We start from the raw sequence: 20,083 nt of genomic DNA, 5'->3' as shown, positions 1-20,083 counted from the left end.
ATACAATGATTAAAAACAAAGCGAATGAACAAAAGCTTTTATGTAAACAAGAAATCATTACATCTATAGATCATACGACAAGAATCAAAAATTACGACAATATCTCCCGAACAAAAGCATATGAAGATTTTTATCGGCATCATCCTGAAATTAAATGGGCATTTCTCGCAAGTTTGGTTTCAAGAAATGCTGGCTGGAGTATGACAGATCTACAAGGGAAATGGTTCAGAAAAGCTTTAAGCATGGAAGAGAGATCCTTACTTTTTATGACATATGAATGTGCTAATTGGACTATTTTTCAAGATGCATTTCCACAGCTTCTTTTATATCAATGGTCGAAAAGGGTAAAAGAGCCATTATTTGATTTACTTGAGCATTTCGATGTGTCGCAATTTATGGTTCATGAATGGAAAGAGTTTTGGTTGAACCGCAATACCGAGCGATTAATGGTTGCTCTTATTATTAATGAGCAGAATGTCATCCAGTCTCCAGTGATAAACAATGCTCTATATAAGCGTCTAGTGTTTAAAACTATTCCTTATCGGATCCAAAATTTTCTGCATTTTAGTACAGTTGTTTTTCCGACCTTGAATGGCAAGCTGTTTGGTTTTTCTGTTACAAATTTTGACCAATTAACAAATCGGATTGAGCTTGGGAAGCGTTTGGCATGGCTTCTTTTCGATGCTGGTTTGTATCATTCCTTTTTAGCTTTTTCAAAATCGGTTCCACATACAGGCTCAAGGTTTGATTATGAACAATTCTTTCCCGAAAAAAGGAAAAGAGAAACTCCCTTATTACGAACAGCTTATCCAGAGGTTTCACATACTATAGACGTTTCAAAGCAGGATTGGTTTCATGGACAATCAACAAAAAAGTGGTTTAAAGTGAGAAAGATACCAAAAAACTATGAATTAACGGAGTGGTTTAAACATAAACAAGGTCAACTGCATTTATTATCCTTGTTACAAGAATATTGGAGAAATGGATAAGGAGGCTGTTGTTTTGAAGGGAACTGTCCTCAAATTATAGTGGACAGCCCCTTTTTTTAGAGCCCCTTATTTTTTTGTGTAACTATTGAATTTCAAATATTATTTAAGTTGAAGGACGATTAGGTCCATCGAGTTTTTTATCGCCAGTACTGCTTGTTTTTTCTTCAGCAGCTTGTTGTTTACCTTTTGGTTTTTTAGCCATCGTTTACGCACCTCCTGTTAAGTAGTCTTTACTAATGTAATTGTTTCCATTCAAGTCGAACATGGATGTCGAAGAATGCCTTTTTCTACTTTCTTTGACGAATAAAAACTAGTTTTGTCAAGCAAGAAGGTGGTTGTTTTTTTACAGCGAATTAGTAGCGTAAGAGGAGGGAGAACGATGAAAAATATCATTGAAAAGAGTGTTATTGAAGGGAAGTTAGCTGAATTAGAACATGAGCTTTTTGTACTTGAGGAAGCAATGAAGGAGAAGGTATCAACCGAAAAAATGGAACGAAAATTAATGGAGGATGCTTCCCAGATTGATCAGCATTTAACTGAAATCATTTCCTGTTTAGACATACAGCAGGAAACAAAACAAAAGAATGATACGTATCGTGCTCATGCTTCCTGCTTTTCTATTGCCGCCCCCAATATATAATGTTTTCGTATATGTCGTCAGATTTGATATGATAAATGCAGAGGTGAAGTTGTGTTGAATTTATTAATGCTTTCAAATGAGCTTCTGCAGCTTATAAATGACTGTAAACAAAGGTTTGAAGGCTTTGAGAAAAAGCCTGAAAAAACCGAAGAGTATTTTTTTAGGAAGGTAAAGCCTGCATTTGAGCTAGGAATGGACAAGGCGAAACAATGGCAGTCTTTTGCTGAAGCTTGGGTAAAGGAAAAAAAACCAAAATATATTCATCTTACACAGATTGAATCAACTATTGAACATATCGAACAAATTATTTTACAGTCGTATTATAAGGATATAAATAATCAGAGATTTCATAATTTGTATAACTCAGTAGAGTATATTCTAAGGAGCATCCAGACTGAGGAACAAACTAATTGTTGAAAACTAGAGGGGCTGTGGGTCAAACACCCCAAAACACTAGTATATAGTAACATAGCCACCATAACATCTATATATTGGTGTTTTTCTGAGGCTTCAAACCATTTAAAAACAGCCCCTAATCATATTATTTTTCAGCTTTTAAACTAATCGGACCGGTTTCTTCACTCGCAACTGGTTCAATTTCATATGCCATATGTTCTGTATTTTTGGCAGCAATCTCGCCGCCATGTTTTGGAATGGTTGGCTCGTGTCCTCTTTCTTTATGGTTAAAATGTTTGCCTCTTGCCATATTAAAACCCCCTTATTGTGTTTCCCTTCTAATATGAGCAAATATCCCAATAATCATGTATGTATTTTTTGCTTCACCTTCTGGGCATTTTCTTCATATAGTAATAACAGCTATGAGTCGATATGCGGAGGAGGAAGTTACATGTATCAGTATTATCCTTATCAAGGAAGAAGATTTCAAAAAAGACAATCGGGTTATTTTCAACCATTTCCGGCTTTTTTTGAGCAACAGGCAGCTGATTTTCAAAGTAATCAACATATGAACACAGCCATGCTTCAACAACAATTTCATGATCCGTATCAACAACATTATTTTCAACAATACTCGCAATCATATCAAAATCCTTTTCCACCAATGTATGGGGGGAATCATACAAATACAATAAATGGACAGTTTATGAATTCGCCATATCCAACTCCATATCCTAAGCCAGTACCTTATATAAAGCAGCCTTCAGGATTTCAAACCGTCATATCTCAATTTAAAAAATCTGATGGTCAATTAGATATTAATAAGATGATGGATACTGCAGGGCAAATGATGAGTGCCGTAAATCAGGTTGGCGGACTTTTCAAAGGTGTTACTTCAATGTTTAAATCATAAAGTTGATTACAAAGAAAAGAGCAAAATGAGAAGGACTCACTTCCGCTCTTTTCTATATTTTTCTGCTAATAGTTGTTTGACTTCATTGTAGGATAACCCTGATTGAGCATTTAAACGTTTGACTTCTTCAACATCTGTATTTGAATATTTTTTCGTACTAAAAGGTTTCTTGATGTTCATGGCGATTATGATCTTCCTCCAAACGTTCCTTACGTACTCGAAGAGCATAGTTTGCAGATTGTAAATTTGAAATAGCTATTGAATTCTCAGGACAAGCAAATTCGCCGTTTTGATGCGATTTTAGTTTTTCAATTAATACACTTATAACATCTTCAACTTGACAGCCATTAACCCCTTCTCTGTCAATGGCGCCTGTCTGGAACTTAATATTGATATAGTGATTACTGTTTCGATTCATGATCTCCAACTCCTAGATAGTCTTTAAAGTAATAACTCATAAACCTCATTTAATTGATTGCCTCTAATAAAGTCTTGCTCGTTAAACGCATATTTAATTTCATTTGGTAACACATCATTTAAAAATTGGATTTCATCTTCATTAAGTGTCAAGACAAAATCTCTCTCTGTTTTGAAATTTCCCTTTTCTAACTTTTCGCTAATTCTCTTGGCTACAGAGTTTTCGTCATAATTTGATATCGATTCTCTGAGATAACCTAAAGTATAATCCATAGAAATCATTCCTTAAAAAAGTTTTTAAATTCAGATGAAGAACGGCTGTCTGTTGAATAAGGGTTTTCTTTTGTAATATCATCACTGTCAAGATTTGTTTTAATAGCAAGAGATGGGGAAGGCGACGGTTCAGCAATTATTCGGTCATTTAATTCTTTAAAATCAGGTAAGTTAGTTTTTGGATAGTCCATAAAATTTCACCTCCATGTTTATTGTTTGATGCATGAATTATTTTTCTCGCGACAAAATTTGGATTTTTTTTCGGTAATAGATTTCTTTAGCGGAGAAATGATAAAGAAGAGGTGATAATATGGGCAAGATGGAACGACGGAAAAATCGAAACAACAAAGCAACATTATCAGCAAAGGATTTAGCCAAAGATCCGACACCAGAAGAAAACCCAAAGTATGGAAGCAAATCCCATAAAAATAGTTAAGTGGCTGTCTCAAACAAAAGGTCAGACTCCTCGAACAAAATATATAGGATCAATAATCATATATATTTGTGTTTGTTATAGGAGCCAAATCCTTTTGAGACAGCCACTTTTCATATATCAATTGTTATGATATATTATTTTTTTAGAATTCATCATCAATTAAAATCTTTTTGGACTTCTTTGGAATGGAAACTTTTAAGGAACCCTCTTTAAAGGATGTTTTAATTTCATTTTCTTTAACTGGGTATGGCAGCAGGATTGTCCTTGATATGCTTCCTTGAGAAGTATAAGATCTAAATGTAGATGAATATTCGTTAAATTCGTTGATTTCTTCACGGTTTGTGATCGTTATTGTTAAATATTGATCAAAAAGTTCAAGATTTACCTGTTCTTTTTTTACAGGCGGTATTTGTAAATCAACTACATAGGCTTCGTCTGTTTCATAGGTGTTTATATTGATATGGTGAAAGGGAAATGAATCAGTTAATAATGTATCGAATTCATTCATAAATTGCTTAATTGGTTCAGATCGAAAAAATTGCTCGACAATTTGGAAGAAATCAAGCTGATTGTTTGGTTGCTCATTGTTTTTAGGAACCAAATCATCTTTTTTGCTCATTGTGCCCCTCCTTACACGGTTTTTCAGAATATTATATGAAGAACCTGAAAAAATGGTTTATGTAAATAAGAGGTACATGCTGTTAAAGAATTTATTAAAGAAAAGGAGCATGATTATGTTAAAATCATTATTTGGGAAAAAAGAAAAACAAACAAAAGAAACGATATTTGCACCATTAACCGGAAAATTAATCAATATTGAAGAGGTACCAGATCCTGTATTTTCTCAGAAGTTAATGGGTGAAGGAATGGCGATTGAACCAACGGAAGGTATTGTTGTTGCACCGATTGAAGGACAAGTTATCCAAGTTTTCCACACAAAGCATGCAATCGGTCTTCGTTCACAAACAGGGATGGAGCTGCTTATACATATCGGACTTGAAACAGTTAGTATGAATGGAGAAGGCTTTGAAGTTCATGTAAAAGAAGGCCAGAAAGTAAAGGTGGGAGATCCGTTAATTACCGCTGATTTAGAATTAATCAGAGAAAAGGCAGCAAGTACGATCACCCCAATCATAATTACAAATTCTGATATTATCGAAAATTTAACCAAAGCTTCAACTGGTAATGTTACAAAAGGTACATCAAATATCCTTGATGTTAAAGTTAAATAAATTCTCGTTTCTTTAAAAAAGCAGAAAATTTTTCTGCTTTTTATTTATTTACGAACGTTTATTCGATAAAATAAATGTATTAGACCACAGTTGTGGAAAGTGTTTTGAGGTGAAAACATGGATTTTCGGAAATCATTATCAGCTCTCCTGCAAAATTTAAAGAATGAGAAAGAATTCAGTGAACAAATTGTTCATTGGCATACAATTCCTCCTAAGGCGGCAGAAACCGTGCACTTGCCTGAGGGTTTAGATATTCGGCTGAAAAATGCTTTAGAGAAAAGAGGCATTTTAGAATTATACACACATCAACAAGAGGCCTATCAATATACCTTAAACGGCTTAAATGTTGTTGCAGTTACGCCGACAGCATCGGGTAAAACGTTATGTTATAATTTGCCTGTTTTACAGGAAATTTTAAAGGATGAAACAAGTCGGGCATTATATCTGTTTCCGACAAAAGCGCTGGCACAGGATCAAAAATCAGAACTGAATGAAATCATTCAAGAAATGGGCGTTGAGGTAAATTCTTATACATATGATGGAGATACTTCGCCTGCCATTCGTCAAAAGGTGCGAAAAGCAGGACATATTGTAATTACAAATCCCGATATGCTGCATTCTGCTATTTTACCCCATCACACAAAATGGGTATCGCTTTTTGAAAATATTAAATATATCGTAATTGATGAACTTCATACATATCGGGGAATATTTGGCAGTCATGTTGCGAATGTCATAAGAAGGCTAAAACGAATTTGCCGATTTTATGGAAGTAATCCGCAATTCATTTGTACATCAGCCACGATTGCGAACCCTAAAGAATTGGCAGAGACATTAACTGGTGCTTCAATGAAGTTAATTTCAAAAAGCGGAGCACCATCAAGTAAAAAGCATTTTATTTTTTATAATCCCCCAATTGTCAATAAGCCATTAAATATTAGGAAAAGTGCTACCTTAGAGGTTAGAAAACTGGCCGGACATTTTCTAAAAAATAAGATCCAGACGATTGTGTTTGCACGGAGTCGTGTACGGGTTGAAATTATTTTAACTTACCTACAAGAGCTAATTAAAAATGAAATTAAGCAAAAAACGATTCGCGGTTATCGTGGAGGATATTTACCAAAACAAAGAAGAGAGATTGAAAAGGGGCTTAGAAATGGGGAAGTGCTAGGTGTCGTGAGCACAAATGCACTTGAGCTTGGCGTTGATATCGGACAATTGCAGGTATGTATTATGACCGGTTATCCTGGAACTATTGCTAGTGCATGGCAGCAGGCGGGAAGGGCTGGAAGAAGGCAAGGCGAGGCTGTCATCATTATGGTGGCAAGCTCAAGTCCGCTGGATCAATATATTATTCAAAATCCAAGCTATTTCTTTAAGCAAAACCCTGAAACAGCCATTATTAATCCAGATAATCTCGTTGTTCTAGTTGATCACTTGAAATGTGCAGCCTTTGAGCTTCCTTTTAAAGATGGCGATACCTTTGACGGACTAGAATTGGATGATATTTTACAATTTTTAGCAGAGGAACGGGTGTTATACTATAATGAAAACACCTATCACTGGATGAATGATTCCTTTCCTGCACATAACATCAGCCTGCGATCTGCCTCCCAGGAAAATGTTATTATTATTGATCAATCTGATATCGCAAATGTCAAGGTGATCGGTGAAATGGACCGTTTTAGTGCGATGACATTGTTACATGATGAAGCAATCTATTTACATCAGGGTGTTCAATTTCAGGTTGAAAAGCTTGATTGGGAAGAGAAAAAAGCCTTTGTAAGGGAAGTAGATGTGGATTATTTTACAGATGCAAACTTAGCTGTTCAGCTTAAAGTCCTGGAAGAAGATTTACTTCAGTCAAAAGAAAAAGTAGAGCTTGGGTTTGGAGATGTTACTGTACAGGCGATGGCAACAATTTTTAAGAAGATCAAGTTTGATACACATGAAAATATTGGTTCAGGTCCGATTCACCTTCCTGAGGAAGAGCTTCATACAAATGCTGCATGGATAAGCTTACATTCAGAAGTGAAAGAAGGTATATCTGAGAAGCGACTAGAAGAATCATTAATAGCTGCAGCACATGTTCTTCAGCATGTTGCCCCATTAAAGGTGATGTGCGATCCGTCTGATCTTCACGTAGTAGCACAAATAAAAGCCATTCACAATGATAAACCAACTATTTTTTTGTATGACCGCTATCCAGGCGGGGTCGGTTTGGCTAAGAAGCTTTATGAAACAATGAATGCAGTTCTTTCAGAAGCGATCCACCTACTTGAAACATGTCCATGTCATGATGGCTGTCCTTCATGTATTGGAACTGATAGCATTTCACATTCAATCAAACAAGATACATACAAGCTTCTTACGATATTAAAGGATGAGGAAAATGTCGTTAAAAAATAAATTGAATCGCATGAAAAAACATGTTATTAGAAACGAAGATTCCCCCGATACAAAACAGGAAGAAGCTAATCCTGTTGCTGAAGGATGGAAAGAGCACCAAACTGAGATATTTACCTATGATGGCCAATCTTGTTTAATAAGGGAAGTGACCTATCCTTTAGATTATCGGCATGGACTTTATCAGCTTGGAGAGTTTCACAACATCGTATCCATGTGGAATGAAAGTGAATCTGCACATCCGTTGTCATGCAAAGGCCACCAGGCGAGTGATTTGTTTTTCTTTGATACAGAAACAACAGGACTCGGCGGGGGAGCAGGAAACACGATCTTTCTGTTAGGTCAGGCACAGGTTATGGCTGATCGTGTTGTAATTAAGCAGCATTTATTACCTAAACCGGGTAATGAAGTTGCTTTATACCAAAGCTTTCTTACAGGTATCAATAGCAAGACACTTGTCACTTACAATGGTAAGGCGTTTGATTGGCCACAGGTGAAAACAAGACATACGTTAATACGTGAGTCTGTTCCGAGTCTGCCTGCTTTTGGTCATTTTGACCTGTTTCATGCAGCAAGAAGGCTTTGGAAAAATGAACTTGATTCAGTAAGACTAGCTAATGTAGAAGAAAAGATTCTACAAATCATTAGGGAAAATGATATACCAGGCTTTCTAGCTCCCATGCTGTATTTCCAATTTGTAAAAGAGCAGCACCCAGACATCATAATGGGGGTACTTAAGCATAATGAGATAGATGTTTTATCCCTCATAACATTATATACCCATTTATCTATTAAGCTTCTAAACACAGAGCAAGCAGCTAGTTCAGTAGAACACTATGAAATTGCAAAGTGGTTAGATTATGTTGGTGATAAAACCTCTGCGTTTTCTGCTTTTCAATCACTGGCTTACAAAGGGGAAGATCATAGGGATGAAGCGACCTTTAACCTAGCCTTACATTATAAAAGACAACAAGATTGGGAGAAGGCAAAGGAAAAGTGGTTAGATATTGTTTCAACATCAATTAATCAGGGAATTGTAAAAAAAGCATCTATAGAGTTGGCTAAATATTATGAGCACAAAGTAAAAAATATCGAGAAAGCTCTCTACTATAGTGAGCATGCTGAAAAGACAATAAAAAAACTTATTCAAGAGCAATCATCACTTACTTCAGAATTGGATGAACTTCAAAAGAGAAAGATGAGATTGATGAGGAAATATTCCGAAAATATTGCCCGGGGAAGCGCAAAAAGTGAGTGATTTCGTCAAAAAAATGACGAATTGATGAATTTATTTCTAATCGAAAATAAACGATTGTAGATTTCTGTTGAACGATGTAAAATAAGGGACTGTACAGACTACTAAAGGGAGAAGATTACATGTACAAAAGCATTTTATACTTGTTTTTCATTGTTGTCGTTTTAACGATTTTTATTTTTACAAACTTTAAAGATAGCTTCTATGCGTTTCTATAAAATAGGTACTTGCATTAGTACATGTATACTCCTTTCATCATAGGCTAGAAGTGTAAGACAAATGAGTGAAAGGAGAATGGAAAATGCATTGCAGACCTAAAGTATTAGCACCAATTGTACACCCAACTAAATGCTGTGTGCAAAACAATTTTTCTGAAACAATCGTACCACATATCCACCCACAACATACAACTATTGTAAACCATGATTTTTATAAGCATCAACATTATTTCCCGCAAACTCAATCTGTTGAGAACGTAGCAACACACCAACACTTTAATGTATATGGTCCGACTCCAGGTTTTGGCTTCGGGGGTCCTCGTCCACGCCCAGGTTTTGGTCCTGGCTTCGGTCCTGGTCCGTTTGGTCGATAAAAGGCAGATTGTTAGGAGCTGATGATACAGCTCCTTCAATCTTTTATATAAGCATAATAGATGAAGGTCTAAGTCTTAATAAGGTGATAATTTGTGAAAGTATTAACAATTTCTGGATATAAATCGTTTGAATTAGGAATCTTTAAAAATGATGATCAAGCTGTTCAATATATAAAAAAAGCGATTGAAAAATCGTTAATTGGACTTTTTGAAGAAGGGCTTGAATGGGTGATTATTAGTGGACAACTAGGTGTTGAGTTATGGGCTGCAGAAGTGGTATTAGATTTACAGTTAGAATACCCTGACGTAAAACTTGCGGTTCTTACTCCTTTTCTCAATCAAGAAAGCGGCTGGAGTGAAGCAAATCGAGAATACTATGAATTTATTTTGTCACAGGCTGATCTAGTAGATAGCATTACAAAAAGAGAGTATGACAGTCCGACACAGCTAAAACTAAAAAATGAGTTTCTTATTAAGAAAAGTGAAGGGCTATTACTCGTTTATGATGAAGAAAAGCAAGGTTCACCCAAATATTTATTGGAGACAGCAAGAAAAAAAGAAGAGTCGACTAAATTTTTTATTGGACTGATCACATTTTATGACTTGCAAATGATTGTAGAAGAAGAAATGATGAAAAATGTTGATAATTGGTAATTGGTGTAAAATGATTAAGAAATATGCATATTAATTGAAATTGACAATTACCAAGTTTTCTGAAAAAATATAGGTTGATGACTTCGCTATAAGAGGTGAAAGATATGCTTTCAGATAAAATAAAATTAACGGCTAAAGAAATTCTAGAAAGAGAATTTAAAACGGGTGTTAGAGGCTATAAACAAGAGGAAGTTGATAAGTTTCTAGATCTAATCATTAAAGACTATGAAACCTTCCATCAGGAAATTGAGGACCTTCAACAGGAAAATCTTCGATTAAAAAAACAATTAGATGATACATATAAAAAACAGCCTCCTGTGCAATCAAACACAACAAATTTTGATATTTTGAAGCGGTTATCGAACTTAGAAAAGCATGTTTTTGGCAGCAAGCTTTATGATTGATTCCATTTAACAGGCGGGAATACGAAAACCTTCTGTGATGTGATTCGCTTTAACATCGTGAATTTTGCACTTGTTTTATACAGAAAAATTATGTATAATAATTGTTGCTGTTTCATTAATAACGTTCAGGTAATCGCTGCAGTCTTTAGGATTGTAGAGGAAAGTCCATGCTCGCACGGTGCTGAGATGCCCGTAGTGATCGTGCCTAGCGAATTCATAAGCTAGGGCAGCTTGGAACTTCTCTGAGCTGACGGCAGGGAAAAAGCCTAAGTCCTATGGATATGGCTTGACTACCTTGAAAGTGCCACAGTGACGAAGTCTTACAAGAAATTGTAAGAGTGGAACGGGGTAAACCCCACGAGCGAGAAACCCAAATAATGGTAGGGGCACCTTCTTGAAGGAAATGAACGAAGAGAAGGACAGGAGCATCATGCTTTTGTAGATAGATGATTACCACCTGAGTACGAGGCAATGCCGTTTGTAGTACGATGGAACAAAACATGGCTTATCGAACGTTATTAATCAGTATGAAAACAAAAGCTATTAGGGGGCTGATTTATTCAGCCCCTTTTCGTTTACATAAGATTATGTTTTTTTATGGTAAATTAGACAATGATAATGTTAGAAATGATTGTTGTTGAAATAGAAGCCAAGGTAGGGTGGAAAAATGAAGAAATTATCACTGATTGCAACTTCTGCAATGGGGCTGGAGGCAATTGTCGGGAAAGAAGTAAAGGATTTAGGTTATGAATGTAAAGTTGAAAATGGAAAGATAACCTTTGAAGCAGATGAATTAGCTATTTGCCGGGCGAATCTTTGGCTACGAACAGCAGACCGGATCAAGATTAAGGTAGGAGAATTTAAGGCGAAAACATTTGATGAGCTTTTTGAGGGGACAAAGGCTTTGAATTGGGGAGAATTTTTACCAGTGAATGCTCAATTCCCTGTGATAGGAAAATCAGTAAAATCCACCTTAGCAAGTGTTCCGGATTGCCAGGCGATTGTTAAAAAAGCTGTAGTAGAAAAACTAAAATCTCATTATAAAACTACAGGTTGGCTGACGGATGATGGCCCGCTTTACCGTATTGAAATTGCACTTTTAAAAGACGTAGCAACTATAACAATTGATGCAAGCGGAGCGGGCCTTCATAAGCGTGGTTTCCGTGTAGACCAGGGTGGAGCACCTATAAAAGAAACACTTGCTGCTGCATTAGTGTTACTAACAAATTGGACACCTGACAGACCATTCGTTGATCCGTTTTGCGGTTCTGGTACGATTCCAATTGAGGCGGCACTTATCGGACAAAATATCGCACCTGGCTTTAATCGCGAATTTGTTTCAGAGGATTGGCATTGGATCGGGGAGGATAAGTGGAATCTTGCCCGTCAGGAGGTTGAAGAAAAGGCGAATTATGATCAACCCCTTGATATTCAAGCATCTGATATTGATCATCGAATGGTTCGAATTGCTGAAGCAAATGCTGATGAAGCAGGTCTTCGTGAGCTAATTACCTTTAAACAAATGCAAGTAAAGGATTTTACAACTACAAAGGAATTTGGTGTTATTGTTGGGAACCCGCCATATGGTGAGCGTCTTGGCGAGAAAAAAGCTGTTGAGCAAATGTATCGGGAAATGGGACATGCGTTTGCACCTTTAGACACTTGGAGCATTTATATGCTTACATCACATGAAGGCTTTGAAGATTTTTACGGAAAACCAGCAACGAAAAAGCGAAAGTTATTTAATGGTTTTATTAAAACAGATTTTTATCAATATTGGTCCACTGTTCGTCCGCTTAGAAAAAAGACAGATTCAGAATAAATAGAATCGAATCGTCCGCCTGTTTTTTTAATGGGTATGTACACCAAGCTAAACCTGTTATAATGAACGGTAAAGGAGGTGGATCGTATGTCTTCAATACTTGACCAGCTTGGCCCAAAGTATTTTTCTTTAGATGCAGCTCGTGTCGATGCAAGCCCAACTGAGGTCATTATTACAAATGACGAGGGAAATACATACTATATTGTTACACCTGATGTAGTAACAGAAGAACTTTTTCAACTAGGATATAAAAAGGTGGAAGGCGAAGAGTAAATATCTCTTCGTTTTTCTTTTTTTAAAAGGTAAGAAAGATAAAATTTTAACCTAGTTTTTGTGTCTAGCTCCAGCGCCTAGCCCCTCTAGGGTCTAGCCACTTATGAATTGAAGGCAAAGAACGCCCTCTATTCACGAGCGTCTTATTTGCCCTAGGCTGATCAAGGCGCTTGCGCTTTTTTTATGATTTATAGCTAAAGTCTGGATTGGAAATCAGTAGACAAGTTTAAAAAGCATTCATTAGAAATGAATGCACTTAGAATAAAATTACCGTTTTCTGTTCATTATAAAACCAGTCTGATTATCTTAAAAATCAACGATATAGAAGGAATAAATTGTAAGCATCAGAACATATGATGAATTATTAGATGTATTTATTATCTGTTTCCTTTTTCGGGTGATTTTTTTAAGAAAAGAAGGGTGGTTAAAAGGTATGTATGAAGATCAGCAATTCCAGCTAATTTCAAAGGCGCTTTATTCGACTAAAAAATCATTAGAGGAACAAACTGGTTTAAATTCTCCTGCTGTTCTTCAGCTCGGCACTGCGAGAGAAGAAATGATGAAAGCCTTGGCACACGCGACATCTATTGATCATCAGTTAATTATCGAAACGTTATTCGATAATTAATTCTGGAAAAAAGGAGTAGCATTCCCCGCTGGCTCCTTTAAATCATTTTCAACTCCTCTTTCTTTAATGAACCGTTTCTGCATAAAAGTTGACAACTCCATTTTGAAATAAGATAATAATGTTTTGTGAATAAATAGGATTTCAAGTATATTGGAGGAGCGTACATGGTAACGTCGCGTTTGCCTTTTTCCATTTCAAAGGATGAGAGTTTTTATCAAGCCTTAAATAATTGGATCGGAGATGTTTTTTACGATCTCCTTCCTGAAAAGGGCTTTGAGTTAAGAGATGAACAAATTTTCATGGCCTTTCAACTTGAAAGAGCCTTTCAAGAAAAAAAGGTTATCTTTGCTGAAGCAGGGGTAGGCACAGGAAAAACAATTGTTTATTTGCTATATGCATTAGCCTATGCGAGATATACTGGAAAACCAGCAATCATCGCATGTGCGGATGAAACTTTAATTGAACAGCTAGTAAAGCAAGAGGGCGACATTGCCAAGCTATCCGCATCATTACATTTACAAATGGATGTACGGCTAAGTAAAACCCACAGCCAATATCTATGTCTAAACAAGCTGGATGATGTGATTCAAAAAACCGGAAGTGAGAAATATCTAGATGTTTATCAATCTCTCCCGGATTTTGTCCATGAAAAGGCTGGAATGCAACAATTTTCTCCTTATGGTGACCGGAAGGAATTCAGCCATCTATCTGATGAAGAATGGGACAAGATTGGATGGGACTCGTTTCAGGATTGCTTTACTTGTGAACAACGCCATCGCTGCGGTTTAACGCTGTCACGTGATCATTATCGAAGAGCATCTGATCTTATTGTTTGTTCACATGATTATTTTATGGAACATGTATGGACCTATGAATCGAGAAAGCGTGAAGGACAAATGCCGCTTCTTCCCGAATATAGCAGTGTTGTATTTGATGAAGGTCATTTATTAGAGTATGCAGCACAAAAGGCGTTAACATATCGTGTGAAACAAAGTTCATTGCAGATCTTTTTAGAAAGGCTGCTGCAAAATGAGATTCGCGAAGAGCTTGCCTTTTTGGTTGAGGACGGACTGGCGATCAATGATGCATTTTTTGATGATTTACAAGCATGTACAACGGTTATTGAAGGATCCAATCGCTTGAAAATTAATCAAAAAGGTCACCTTCAATCAACAGCTAAAAAATTACAACAAAAGTTAGCTGAAATTAGTGAAGCGCTTGTTTTTGAGGGGGAGCTCTTTACAATAGATGAGTATGAATTAAAAATTGTTGAAGAGTATATTGACCAAATGGAATATTCTTTGTCACTATTTAATCAAAAAAATAATGCTGTCAGCTGGGTAGAAGAAAAGGATAATGATTATAGCCTTGTTATAATGCCGCGAAAAGTAGAAGAAGTTTTACGCGAAAAAGTTTTCTCTAAAAAAATACCATTTATTTTCTCCTCTGCAACACTTTCAGATCATAAGTCTTTTGATTTTATTGCAAATAGCTTAGGAATCAGTGATTATCTATCACTCTCAGTAGAATCTCCTTTTGACTATGAGGAGCAAATGGAAGTAAAACTTATGGTGGAAGATCATCAACAAAGAAAATTCCAAACTACACTTAAAGAATTAGAACGATCCGGCGGAAGAGGTCTTGTTTTATTTTCTTCCCAGCAAGATCTAAAGTTTTTTAAAGAAATGATTACAACTGAGAGCATGGAGTTTCCAATTTTATTTGAAGGTGATCAAGAAATTAGTTCAATTGTAAAGGAGTTTCAGCAAAAGGAGGAATCGGTGCTTTGTGCTGTTCACTTATGGGAAGGGCTCGATATTCCAGGTCCATCATTATCAAATGTTATTATGTGGTCGCTCCCATATCCGCCAGATGATCCGGTATTTGAAGCGAAAAAGTCAGACAAGCAAGATCCGTTTAATGAAGTAGAGCTCCCATATATGCTATTGAGATTAAGACAAGGGATAGGAAGATTAATCAGGACTAATGAAGATAAAGGATCGATCACCATTTTCCTTCATGAAAATGATCGTTCCATTGCGGATAATATAACAGCGGTCTTACCTGTAGAACCAATTATGCAATAAGCTGACATATGCTTTAAGGTTGTCAATTAATGATAATAACTAGATATCATTGATTGACAATTTATCTTCTGCTATTTACGCTTTAATAGAAAACCAGCTATGTCGTGCTTTAAGTTGGATGAAGTGAATAGGGGAGTGTGGAGAATGAGTAAAATTGAACAGGATTTCGTTGAGTATCTAAAGAAGATGCAAGCTTATGAAGAGGCAATTAATGTGATGTATTGGGATATGCGCACTGGCGCACCTAAAAAAGGAATTGAACAGCGTTCAGAGGTTATCGGCATGCTCTCTACAGAAGCATTTCAAATGCTTGTATCAGAGCAAATGAATGATTACTTAACAGCATTATCAAAGCATGACGTTTTTGCAACGCTGAATCCAATTACGCAAAAGGCTGTTGAGCTGATGAAAAAGGAATATAAGAAAAATAAGGTGATTCCTCCAAAAGAATACCAAGAATATGTGATTCTTTGCTCTAAAGCGGAAGCGGTCTGGGAGGATGCCAAGGCAAAATCGGATTATAGCCTATTTGCCCCTTATTTACAAAAGCTTGTTGATTATAATAAAAAACTGATTACATATTGGGGTTATAAAGGTAATAAATACAATACATTATTGAATGAATATGAGCCAGGGGTAACTGTCGATCTATTAGATAAAGTTTTTGCACAAGTACGTGAAAAAATTGTCCCACTTGTTAAAGAAATTTCACAATCAAGCTTTAAGCCAAATACTGATTTTTTATATAAGCATTTTCCAAAAGGTAACCAAAAAGAGTTGAGTGAATTTCTATTGAAAGAAATAGGCTATGATTTTGAGGCTGGACGTCTTGATGAAACTGTTCATCCATTTGAAATTACTCTCAACCGAAATGATGTCAGGGTCACAACGAAGTATGATGAAGGTGATTTTAGAACAGCTATTTTCGGAACCATTCATGAATGCGGGCATGCCATTTATGAACAAAACATATCAGAAAAGCTGGAAGGAACGTTTTTATGTAGTGGTACTTCAATGGGGATCCACGAGTCCCAATCTTTGTTTTATGAAAATTTTATTGGCAGAAATAAAGGCTTTTGGCAGCGATATTATCAGCGATTGAAGGAATATTCTTCAGGACAATTTGAAGGTGTCAGCCTTGAAGAATTTTATGAGGCGATTAATGAGTCAAAGCCTTCTCTTATTAGAATTGAGGCAGATGAATTAACATATTCGCTGCATGTCATGATTCGTTATGAAATAGAAAAAGCGCTCTTTAATGATGAAATTACGGTAGAGCAGCTTCCAACGATTTGGAATGAAAAGTATCAAGAGTATTTAGGAATTACCCCTCCGAATGATGGTGTAGGTGTACTTCAGGATGTACATTGGGCTGGAGGAAGCTTTGGCTATTTTCCATCTTATGCATTAGGATATATGTATTCTGCACAAATTAAACATGCCATGCTTGAAGATATACCGGATTTTGATCAACTAGTAGAAACAGGCCAATTTATAAAAATTAAAACATGGTTAACAGAGAAGATTCACCAATATGGAAAAACAAAACAACCTTTAGAAATCATTAAGGATGTAACCGGTGAAGGCCTGAATGCCCAATATTTGGTTGATTATCTTGAAGAAAAGTATCGAGCCATTTATCGTCTCTAAAGATAGATATATACAAAAAAAGAAGCGGTGAAAATTGCTTCTTTTTAAATTTTACGAATATTCTTAATGTGTTCCATAGATAAAGTTCGTGTTTTTTATAAAAAACATTTGCAAAAAACCCATTTACTGATATAATTTTTCTTAATTGGATAAGCACTCATATAATCGTGGGAATATGGCCCACAAGTTTCTACCGAGTAACCGTAAATTACTCGACTATGGGTGGAGTTTATATGTAGCAAATGAAAAAATGTTTTTTCCATTTTGATGTTTATTGCGGCATTGCTTCACTTATATAGGAAGCAATGCCGCTTTTTTATAATATCAGAATTTATATAATTTCTTAACATAGCTTGCGTTTCTGAATCTAGCTCCAGGCGCCATCGGCTCGAGGTCATAAGTCAAACAGGAATTGAAGGTAAAGAACACCTTCTATTCCTGTTCGCCTTATGCTTGTCGCCGATAGGCAGGCGCCTTGCGCTTTTTTATTTGCTACAATATGTTCATTCATGAGGGGGAAGATAAATGAAGCTGCTTAGAAAAAAAATAGAGGATGAAGGCATCGTTCTTTCTGATGGTGTGCTGAAGGTTGACTCATTCTTAAATCATCAAATTGATCCAGCACTTATGAAAGAAATAGGCTTAGAATTTGCCAATCGTTTTAAAGATGCAGGGATTACAAAAATTGTGACCATTGAATCATCTGGTATTGCTCCAGCGGTAATGACCGGTCTTGAGCTTGGTGTGAAGGTGATTTTTGCAAGGAAAAGAAAATCGTTAACCCTAACAGATCAATTGCTCGTATCATCTGTTTATTCATTCACTAAACAAGAAGAAAATACGATTGCTGTATCCTCGCAATTTCTAAATGAAACAGACAGGGTTTTAATTATAGATGACTTTTTAGCTAATGGTGAGGCTGCAAAAGGACTAATCGAGATTGTTGAAAAATCTGGTGCCTATGTAGCTGGGATTGGGATCGTGATTGAAAAATCGTTCCAAAAGGGTGCAGAGTATTTAAAGGAATCAGGCTACAAGTTAGAATCCTTAGCGAGAATTCATTCGTTAAAAGAAGGCAAGGTAACCTTTGTCGAAGAGCTTGAGGTGGTTAAAGCGTGAAGGGATCATTAAAGAATTTATCATTAGGAATACAGCATGTATTAGCTATGTATGCAGGGGCTGTTGTTGTTCCTTTGATTGTTGGCAGTGGAATTGGTTTAACTGGTGCACAATTAACTTATTTAGTTGCGATTGATATTTTTATGTGTGGAGTTGCAACGTTTTTACAAGTATGGAAAAATCGCTTTTTTGGAATCGGGTTACCAATCGTGTTAGGATGTACGTTCACCGCAGTTGGACCAATGATTGCAATCGGCAATGAATATGGTGTGTCTTCGATTTATGGCGCTGTGCTTGTATCAGGATTGATCGTCATTCTTATTTCTTCTATCTTTGGAAAATTAGTAAAATTCTTTCCTCCTGTTGTCACAGGATCTGTTGTCACAATTATCGGGATCACCTTGATTCCTGTTGCGATGAATAATATGGCAGGCGGTGAAGGCAGTCCTGATTTTGGATCAAAAGAAAATCTCATATTAGCATTTAGTGTCCTTTTTTTAATTATAATAATTAATCGATTTTTTACCGGGTTTGTCCGAGCTATTTCAATATTGATTGGGATTATCGCAGGGACCGTTATCGCGGGTTTCATGGGGAAGGTAAATCTCCAGCCTGTATATGAAGCATCTTGGTTTAATATCGGCAAGCCTTTCTATTTTGGTACACCAAGCTTTGAACTAGCACCAATCTTAACGATGACGATCGTGGCGATTGTAAGTATGGTAGAATCAACAGGAGTCTATTTTGCTTTAGCAGATATTTGTAACAAAAAATTAAATGACAAGGATTTAGCAAGAGGATATCGTGCCGAAGGTTTAGCATATATGCTTGGCGCAATATTTAACGCTTTTCCTTATACAACATTTTCGCAAAATGTTGGTCTTATTCAAATGTCAGGTATTAAAACAAACCGAGTCATTTATACAGCTGCCCTTATGCTGATGGGTCTAGGCTTGGTACCAAAAATTGCGGCACTTGCAACAGTGATTCCATCATCCGTATTAGGCGGAGCGATGATTGCTATGTTTGGTATGGTTGTTGCTTACGGTGTGAAAATGCTTAGTCAAGTAGACTTTTCTTCACAGGAAAATCTATTAATTGTTGCATGCTCTGTCGGCCTCGGACTTGGAGTGACAGTTGTACCTGATATATTTGCAGGTTTACCTGAATCAGTAAAAATATTAACAAATAGCGGAATTGTTGCAGGGAGTGTAACGGCAATTTTATTAAATATTATCTTCAATGTTATTCCAAATGCAAAAAGGAAAGGGAACAACAATCGCTCTATTGTTCAAAAGCAAGCATCTTAAATAGTATGGTTAAAAATAGTAAAAACGTTGCCTACTTTCTTGGTTTTAAGGCAGCGTTTTTATCAATTTCTTAAAAGACGTTATTTTTTCCTTGTATTTCTTCATTTTTTCGTATAACTTTTTTCTATATACATCCATATTTGTTCATTAAAAAGTTGTAGTTGGACCACTCATCTTCTTATGAGTTCTTTAAGAAGAAACAAAATGTTTGTCATAGCATATGTATATAATAAGATAGAATTTATTATTCTTACTATAGGAGAAAACAAAAATGAGAGTCAAGGATATGAAAATTACACAATTTTTAACTGTCGAAAAATTGATTAAAATAGCTGAAACGGCAAATAAATTTGAATCTGATATTCATATTGTCGGAAAAAATTTTAAAGTAGATGCAAAAAGCTTAATGGGGCTTTTGGCGACACTGAGACATGAAACAGATGTTACAATCATGACAAAGGGAGAAGATGAAGAAGAAGCGATCAAAGAATTTAGTAAGTTGTTGCTGTAATGTCTACAGATCATCGCATTTTATATAGTAAGAAAGACAAAGGGTCAGCTCCAAAAACATTTTGTTTTGGGAAGTT

26 protein-coding genes, 1 other RNA gene and 1 riboswitch are annotated in these 20,083 nt (G+C 36.0%); of the genes, 20 read left to right on the top strand and 7 right to left on the bottom strand.

Annotation, left to right across the window (positions count from 1 at the left end; all coding sequences use genetic code 11):
* Window positions 1-5 precede the first annotated feature (5 nt).
* A complete protein-coding gene (locus ACSVDH_RS18320) occupies window positions 6-989 on the top strand; it encodes a DUF2515 domain-containing protein (RefSeq protein WP_439251025.1) in 984 nt (327 codons plus the stop codon).
* A 103-nt stretch (window positions 990-1,092) separates the two neighbouring features.
* Here ACSVDH_RS18320 and ACSVDH_RS18315 read toward each other — a convergent pair whose 3' ends face one another.
* Window positions 1,093-1,191, bottom strand: a complete 99-nt coding sequence (locus ACSVDH_RS18315) for an acid-soluble spore protein SspM (RefSeq protein ID WP_439251027.1) — start codon at window positions 1,189-1,191, stop codon at window positions 1,093-1,095.
* A 177-nt stretch (window positions 1,192-1,368) separates the two neighbouring features.
* Here ACSVDH_RS18315 and ACSVDH_RS18310 point away from each other — a divergent pair, with 177 nt between their 5' ends.
* Together ACSVDH_RS18310 and ACSVDH_RS18305 are read left to right on the top strand one after the other, a co-directional pair.
* Window positions 1,369-1,629 carry a hypothetical protein gene (locus ACSVDH_RS18310; protein WP_439251029.1) on the top strand — a complete coding sequence of 87 codons (261 nt, stop codon included), beginning with the start codon at window positions 1,369-1,371 and terminating at the stop codon, window positions 1,627-1,629.
* Between the two features lie 54 nt (window positions 1,630-1,683).
* Window positions 1,684-2,046 carry a DUF1798 family protein gene (locus ACSVDH_RS18305; protein WP_439251031.1) on the top strand — a complete coding sequence of 121 codons (363 nt, stop codon included), beginning with the start codon at window positions 1,684-1,686 and terminating at the stop codon, window positions 2,044-2,046.
* A 124-nt stretch (window positions 2,047-2,170) separates the two neighbouring features.
* On the opposite strand, the gene ACSVDH_RS18300 is transcribed toward ACSVDH_RS18305, so the two are convergent.
* Complete coding sequence (locus tag ACSVDH_RS18300) at window positions 2,171-2,335, bottom strand: hypothetical protein (RefSeq protein WP_299094127.1); 165 nt, start codon at window positions 2,333-2,335, stop codon at window positions 2,171-2,173.
* A gap of 141 nt (window positions 2,336-2,476) precedes the next feature.
* Between ACSVDH_RS18300 and ACSVDH_RS18295 the strand changes: the two genes are divergently transcribed.
* Window positions 2,477-2,938, top strand: a complete 462-nt coding sequence (locus ACSVDH_RS18295; RefSeq protein WP_439251033.1) for a YppG family protein — start codon at window positions 2,477-2,479, stop codon at window positions 2,936-2,938.
* 36 nt (window positions 2,939-2,974) lie between these two features.
* On the opposite strand, the gene ACSVDH_RS18290 is transcribed toward ACSVDH_RS18295, so the two are convergent.
* The 4 genes from ACSVDH_RS18290 to ACSVDH_RS18275 are packed head-to-tail and all read right to left on the bottom strand — an operon-like array spanning window position 2,975 to window position 3,819.
* A complete protein-coding gene (locus ACSVDH_RS18290; protein WP_439251035.1) occupies window positions 2,975-3,118 on the bottom strand; it encodes a hypothetical protein in 144 nt (47 codons plus the stop codon).
* A complete protein-coding gene (locus tag ACSVDH_RS18285; RefSeq protein WP_439251037.1) occupies window positions 3,096-3,356 on the bottom strand; it encodes an Acb2/Tad1 domain-containing protein in 261 nt (86 codons plus the stop codon). The genes ACSVDH_RS18290 and ACSVDH_RS18285 overlap by 23 nt, the downstream gene beginning before the upstream one ends.
* 23 nt (window positions 3,357-3,379) lie before the next feature.
* Window positions 3,380-3,628, bottom strand: a complete 249-nt coding sequence (locus ACSVDH_RS18280) for a sporulation protein (RefSeq protein ID WP_439251039.1) — start codon at window positions 3,626-3,628, stop codon at window positions 3,380-3,382.
* A 5-nt stretch (window positions 3,629-3,633) separates the two neighbouring features.
* A complete protein-coding gene (locus ACSVDH_RS18275; RefSeq protein ID WP_299094333.1) occupies window positions 3,634-3,819 on the bottom strand; it encodes a hypothetical protein in 186 nt (61 codons plus the stop codon).
* Window positions 3,820-3,938: 119 nt separating this feature from the next.
* Here ACSVDH_RS18275 and ACSVDH_RS18270 point away from each other — a divergent pair, with 119 nt between their 5' ends.
* Window positions 3,939-4,064 carry a hypothetical protein gene (locus ACSVDH_RS18270; RefSeq protein WP_439251041.1) on the top strand — a complete coding sequence of 42 codons (126 nt, stop codon included), beginning with the start codon at window positions 3,939-3,941 and terminating at the stop codon, window positions 4,062-4,064.
* A 142-nt stretch (window positions 4,065-4,206) separates the two neighbouring features.
* On the opposite strand, the gene ACSVDH_RS18265 is transcribed toward ACSVDH_RS18270, so the two are convergent.
* The gene (locus ACSVDH_RS18265; protein ID WP_439251043.1) at window positions 4,207-4,683 is read right to left on the bottom strand and encodes an Hsp20/alpha crystallin family protein; all 477 of its coding nucleotides are present in this window, start codon (window positions 4,681-4,683) and stop codon (window positions 4,207-4,209) included.
* A 115-nt stretch (window positions 4,684-4,798) separates the two neighbouring features.
* On the opposite strand from ACSVDH_RS18265, the gene ACSVDH_RS18260 reads away from it, so the two are divergent.
* From ACSVDH_RS18260 to ACSVDH_RS18190, 15 genes are all read left to right on the top strand, one after another.
* A complete protein-coding gene (locus ACSVDH_RS18260; RefSeq protein ID WP_439251045.1) occupies window positions 4,799-5,296 on the top strand; it encodes a PTS sugar transporter subunit IIA in 498 nt (165 codons plus the stop codon).
* 117 nt (window positions 5,297-5,413) lie between these two features.
* Complete coding sequence (locus tag ACSVDH_RS18255; RefSeq protein ID WP_439251047.1) at window positions 5,414-7,705, top strand: DEAD/DEAH box helicase; 2,292 nt, start codon at window positions 5,414-5,416, stop codon at window positions 7,703-7,705.
* Window positions 7,689-8,960 (top strand): ribonuclease H-like domain-containing protein, encoded by a 1,272-nt coding sequence (locus tag ACSVDH_RS18250; protein ID WP_439251050.1) that lies wholly within the window; start codon window positions 7,689-7,691, stop codon window positions 8,958-8,960. Before ACSVDH_RS18255 ends, ACSVDH_RS18250 begins: the two co-directional genes overlap by 17 nt.
* Window positions 8,961-9,258: 298 nt before the next feature.
* Complete coding sequence (locus ACSVDH_RS18245; protein WP_299094322.1) at window positions 9,259-9,549, top strand: CotD family spore coat protein; 291 nt, start codon at window positions 9,259-9,261, stop codon at window positions 9,547-9,549.
* A 93-nt stretch (window positions 9,550-9,642) separates the two neighbouring features.
* A complete protein-coding gene (locus ACSVDH_RS18240; RefSeq protein ID WP_439251053.1) occupies window positions 9,643-10,203 on the top strand; it encodes an SLOG family protein in 561 nt (186 codons plus the stop codon).
* 104 nt (window positions 10,204-10,307) lie between these two features.
* A complete protein-coding gene (gene gpsB, locus ACSVDH_RS18235) occupies window positions 10,308-10,607 on the top strand; it encodes a cell division regulator GpsB (RefSeq protein ID WP_299094319.1) in 300 nt (99 codons plus the stop codon).
* A 121-nt stretch (window positions 10,608-10,728) separates the two neighbouring features.
* An RNA gene (rnpB, locus tag ACSVDH_RS18230) (RNase P RNA component class B) lies at window positions 10,729-11,120 on the top strand.
* A 154-nt stretch (window positions 11,121-11,274) separates the two neighbouring features.
* On the top strand, window positions 11,275-12,429 hold the full coding sequence (locus ACSVDH_RS18225) for a THUMP domain-containing class I SAM-dependent RNA methyltransferase (RefSeq protein ID WP_439251056.1): 1,155 nt from the start codon (window positions 11,275-11,277) through the stop codon (window positions 12,427-12,429).
* 87 nt (window positions 12,430-12,516) lie between these two features.
* Window positions 12,517-12,702, top strand: a complete 186-nt coding sequence (locus ACSVDH_RS18220; RefSeq protein ID WP_299094316.1) for a hypothetical protein — start codon at window positions 12,517-12,519, stop codon at window positions 12,700-12,702.
* Between the two features lie 433 nt (window positions 12,703-13,135).
* Window positions 13,136-13,330, top strand: a complete 195-nt coding sequence (locus ACSVDH_RS18215; RefSeq protein WP_439251058.1) for a hypothetical protein — start codon at window positions 13,136-13,138, stop codon at window positions 13,328-13,330.
* A 164-nt stretch (window positions 13,331-13,494) separates the two neighbouring features.
* The gene (locus tag ACSVDH_RS18210; RefSeq protein WP_439251060.1) at window positions 13,495-15,417 is read left to right on the top strand and encodes an ATP-dependent DNA helicase; all 1,923 of its coding nucleotides are present in this window, start codon (window positions 13,495-13,497) and stop codon (window positions 15,415-15,417) included.
* A gap of 144 nt (window positions 15,418-15,561) precedes the next feature.
* Window positions 15,562-17,067 (top strand): carboxypeptidase M32, encoded by a 1,506-nt coding sequence (locus ACSVDH_RS18205; RefSeq protein ID WP_439251062.1) that lies wholly within the window; start codon window positions 15,562-15,564, stop codon window positions 17,065-17,067.
* A 137-nt stretch (window positions 17,068-17,204) separates the two neighbouring features.
* Window positions 17,205-17,306, top strand: a riboswitch (purine riboswitch).
* 286 nt (window positions 17,307-17,592) lie between these two features.
* Window positions 17,593-18,186: a xanthine phosphoribosyltransferase gene (locus ACSVDH_RS18200; protein ID WP_439251064.1), complete on the top strand. Its 594-nt coding sequence runs from the start codon at window positions 17,593-17,595 to the stop codon at window positions 18,184-18,186.
* Entirely contained in the window at window positions 18,183-19,496 is a 1,314-nt protein-coding gene (locus tag ACSVDH_RS18195; RefSeq protein WP_439251066.1) for a nucleobase:cation symporter-2 family protein, read from the top strand. The genes ACSVDH_RS18200 and ACSVDH_RS18195 overlap by 4 nt, the downstream gene beginning before the upstream one ends.
* Window positions 19,497-19,767: 271 nt before the next feature.
* Window positions 19,768-20,007, top strand: coding sequence for an HPr family phosphocarrier protein (locus ACSVDH_RS18190; RefSeq protein ID WP_299094307.1), 240 nt, complete (start codon window positions 19,768-19,770; stop codon window positions 20,005-20,007).
* The last annotated feature ends 76 nt before the right edge of the window (window positions 20,008-20,083 follow it).

The sequence above is a fragment of the Metabacillus sp. Hm71 genome, from assembly GCF_051842955.2.
In the GTDB taxonomy this organism is placed as follows: Bacteria; Bacillota; Bacilli; order Bacillales; family Bacillaceae; genus Metabacillus.
Note: the sequence above shows the minus strand (reverse complement) of the source record. Positions and strands in the feature narration are given on the sequence as shown.

Excerpts from the sequence above, each read along its gene's own strand:
- ACSVDH_RS18320 (WP_439251025.1), top strand. The coding sequence starts at position 6 with ATGATTAAAAACAAAGCGAATGAACAAAAGCTTTTATGTAAACAAGAA.
- ACSVDH_RS18315 (WP_439251027.1), bottom strand. The coding sequence starts at position 1,191 with ATGGCTAAAAAACCAAAAGGTAAACAACAAGCTGCTGAAGAAAAAACA.
- ACSVDH_RS18310 (WP_439251029.1), top strand. The coding sequence starts at position 1,369 with ATGAAAAATATCATTGAAAAGAGTGTTATTGAAGGGAAGTTAGCTGAA.
- ACSVDH_RS18300 (WP_299094127.1), bottom strand. The coding sequence starts at position 2,335 with ATGGCAAGAGGCAAACATTTTAACCATAAAGAAAGAGGACACGAGCCA.
- ACSVDH_RS18295 (WP_439251033.1), top strand. The coding sequence starts at position 2,477 with ATGTATCAGTATTATCCTTATCAAGGAAGAAGATTTCAAAAAAGACAA.
- ACSVDH_RS18290 (WP_439251035.1), bottom strand. The coding sequence starts at position 3,118 with ATGAACATCAAGAAACCTTTTAGTACGAAAAAATATTCAAATACAGAT.
- ACSVDH_RS18285 (WP_439251037.1), bottom strand. The coding sequence starts at position 3,356 with ATGAATCGAAACAGTAATCACTATATCAATATTAAGTTCCAGACAGGC.
- ACSVDH_RS18280 (WP_439251039.1), bottom strand. The coding sequence starts at position 3,628 with ATGGATTATACTTTAGGTTATCTCAGAGAATCGATATCAAATTATGAC.
- ACSVDH_RS18275 (WP_299094333.1), bottom strand. The coding sequence starts at position 3,819 with ATGGACTATCCAAAAACTAACTTACCTGATTTTAAAGAATTAAATGAC.
- ACSVDH_RS18270 (WP_439251041.1), top strand. The coding sequence starts at position 3,939 with ATGGGCAAGATGGAACGACGGAAAAATCGAAACAACAAAGCAACATTA.
- ACSVDH_RS18265 (WP_439251043.1), bottom strand. The coding sequence starts at position 4,683 with ATGAGCAAAAAAGATGATTTGGTTCCTAAAAACAATGAGCAACCAAAC.
- ACSVDH_RS18260 (WP_439251045.1), top strand. The coding sequence starts at position 4,799 with ATGTTAAAATCATTATTTGGGAAAAAAGAAAAACAAACAAAAGAAACG.
- ACSVDH_RS18255 (WP_439251047.1), top strand. The coding sequence starts at position 5,414 with ATGGATTTTCGGAAATCATTATCAGCTCTCCTGCAAAATTTAAAGAAT.
- ACSVDH_RS18250 (WP_439251050.1), top strand. The coding sequence starts at position 7,689 with ATGTCGTTAAAAAATAAATTGAATCGCATGAAAAAACATGTTATTAGA.
- ACSVDH_RS18245 (WP_299094322.1), top strand. The coding sequence starts at position 9,259 with ATGCATTGCAGACCTAAAGTATTAGCACCAATTGTACACCCAACTAAA.
- gpsB (WP_299094319.1), top strand. The coding sequence starts at position 10,308 with ATGCTTTCAGATAAAATAAAATTAACGGCTAAAGAAATTCTAGAAAGA.
- ACSVDH_RS18225 (WP_439251056.1), top strand. The coding sequence starts at position 11,275 with ATGAAGAAATTATCACTGATTGCAACTTCTGCAATGGGGCTGGAGGCA.
- ACSVDH_RS18220 (WP_299094316.1), top strand. The coding sequence starts at position 12,517 with ATGTCTTCAATACTTGACCAGCTTGGCCCAAAGTATTTTTCTTTAGAT.
- ACSVDH_RS18215 (WP_439251058.1), top strand. The coding sequence starts at position 13,136 with ATGTATGAAGATCAGCAATTCCAGCTAATTTCAAAGGCGCTTTATTCG.
- ACSVDH_RS18210 (WP_439251060.1), top strand. The coding sequence starts at position 13,495 with ATGGTAACGTCGCGTTTGCCTTTTTCCATTTCAAAGGATGAGAGTTTT.
- ACSVDH_RS18205 (WP_439251062.1), top strand. The coding sequence starts at position 15,562 with ATGAGTAAAATTGAACAGGATTTCGTTGAGTATCTAAAGAAGATGCAA.
- ACSVDH_RS18200 (WP_439251064.1), top strand. The coding sequence starts at position 17,593 with ATGAAGCTGCTTAGAAAAAAAATAGAGGATGAAGGCATCGTTCTTTCT.
- ACSVDH_RS18190 (WP_299094307.1), top strand. The coding sequence starts at position 19,768 with ATGAGAGTCAAGGATATGAAAATTACACAATTTTTAACTGTCGAAAAA.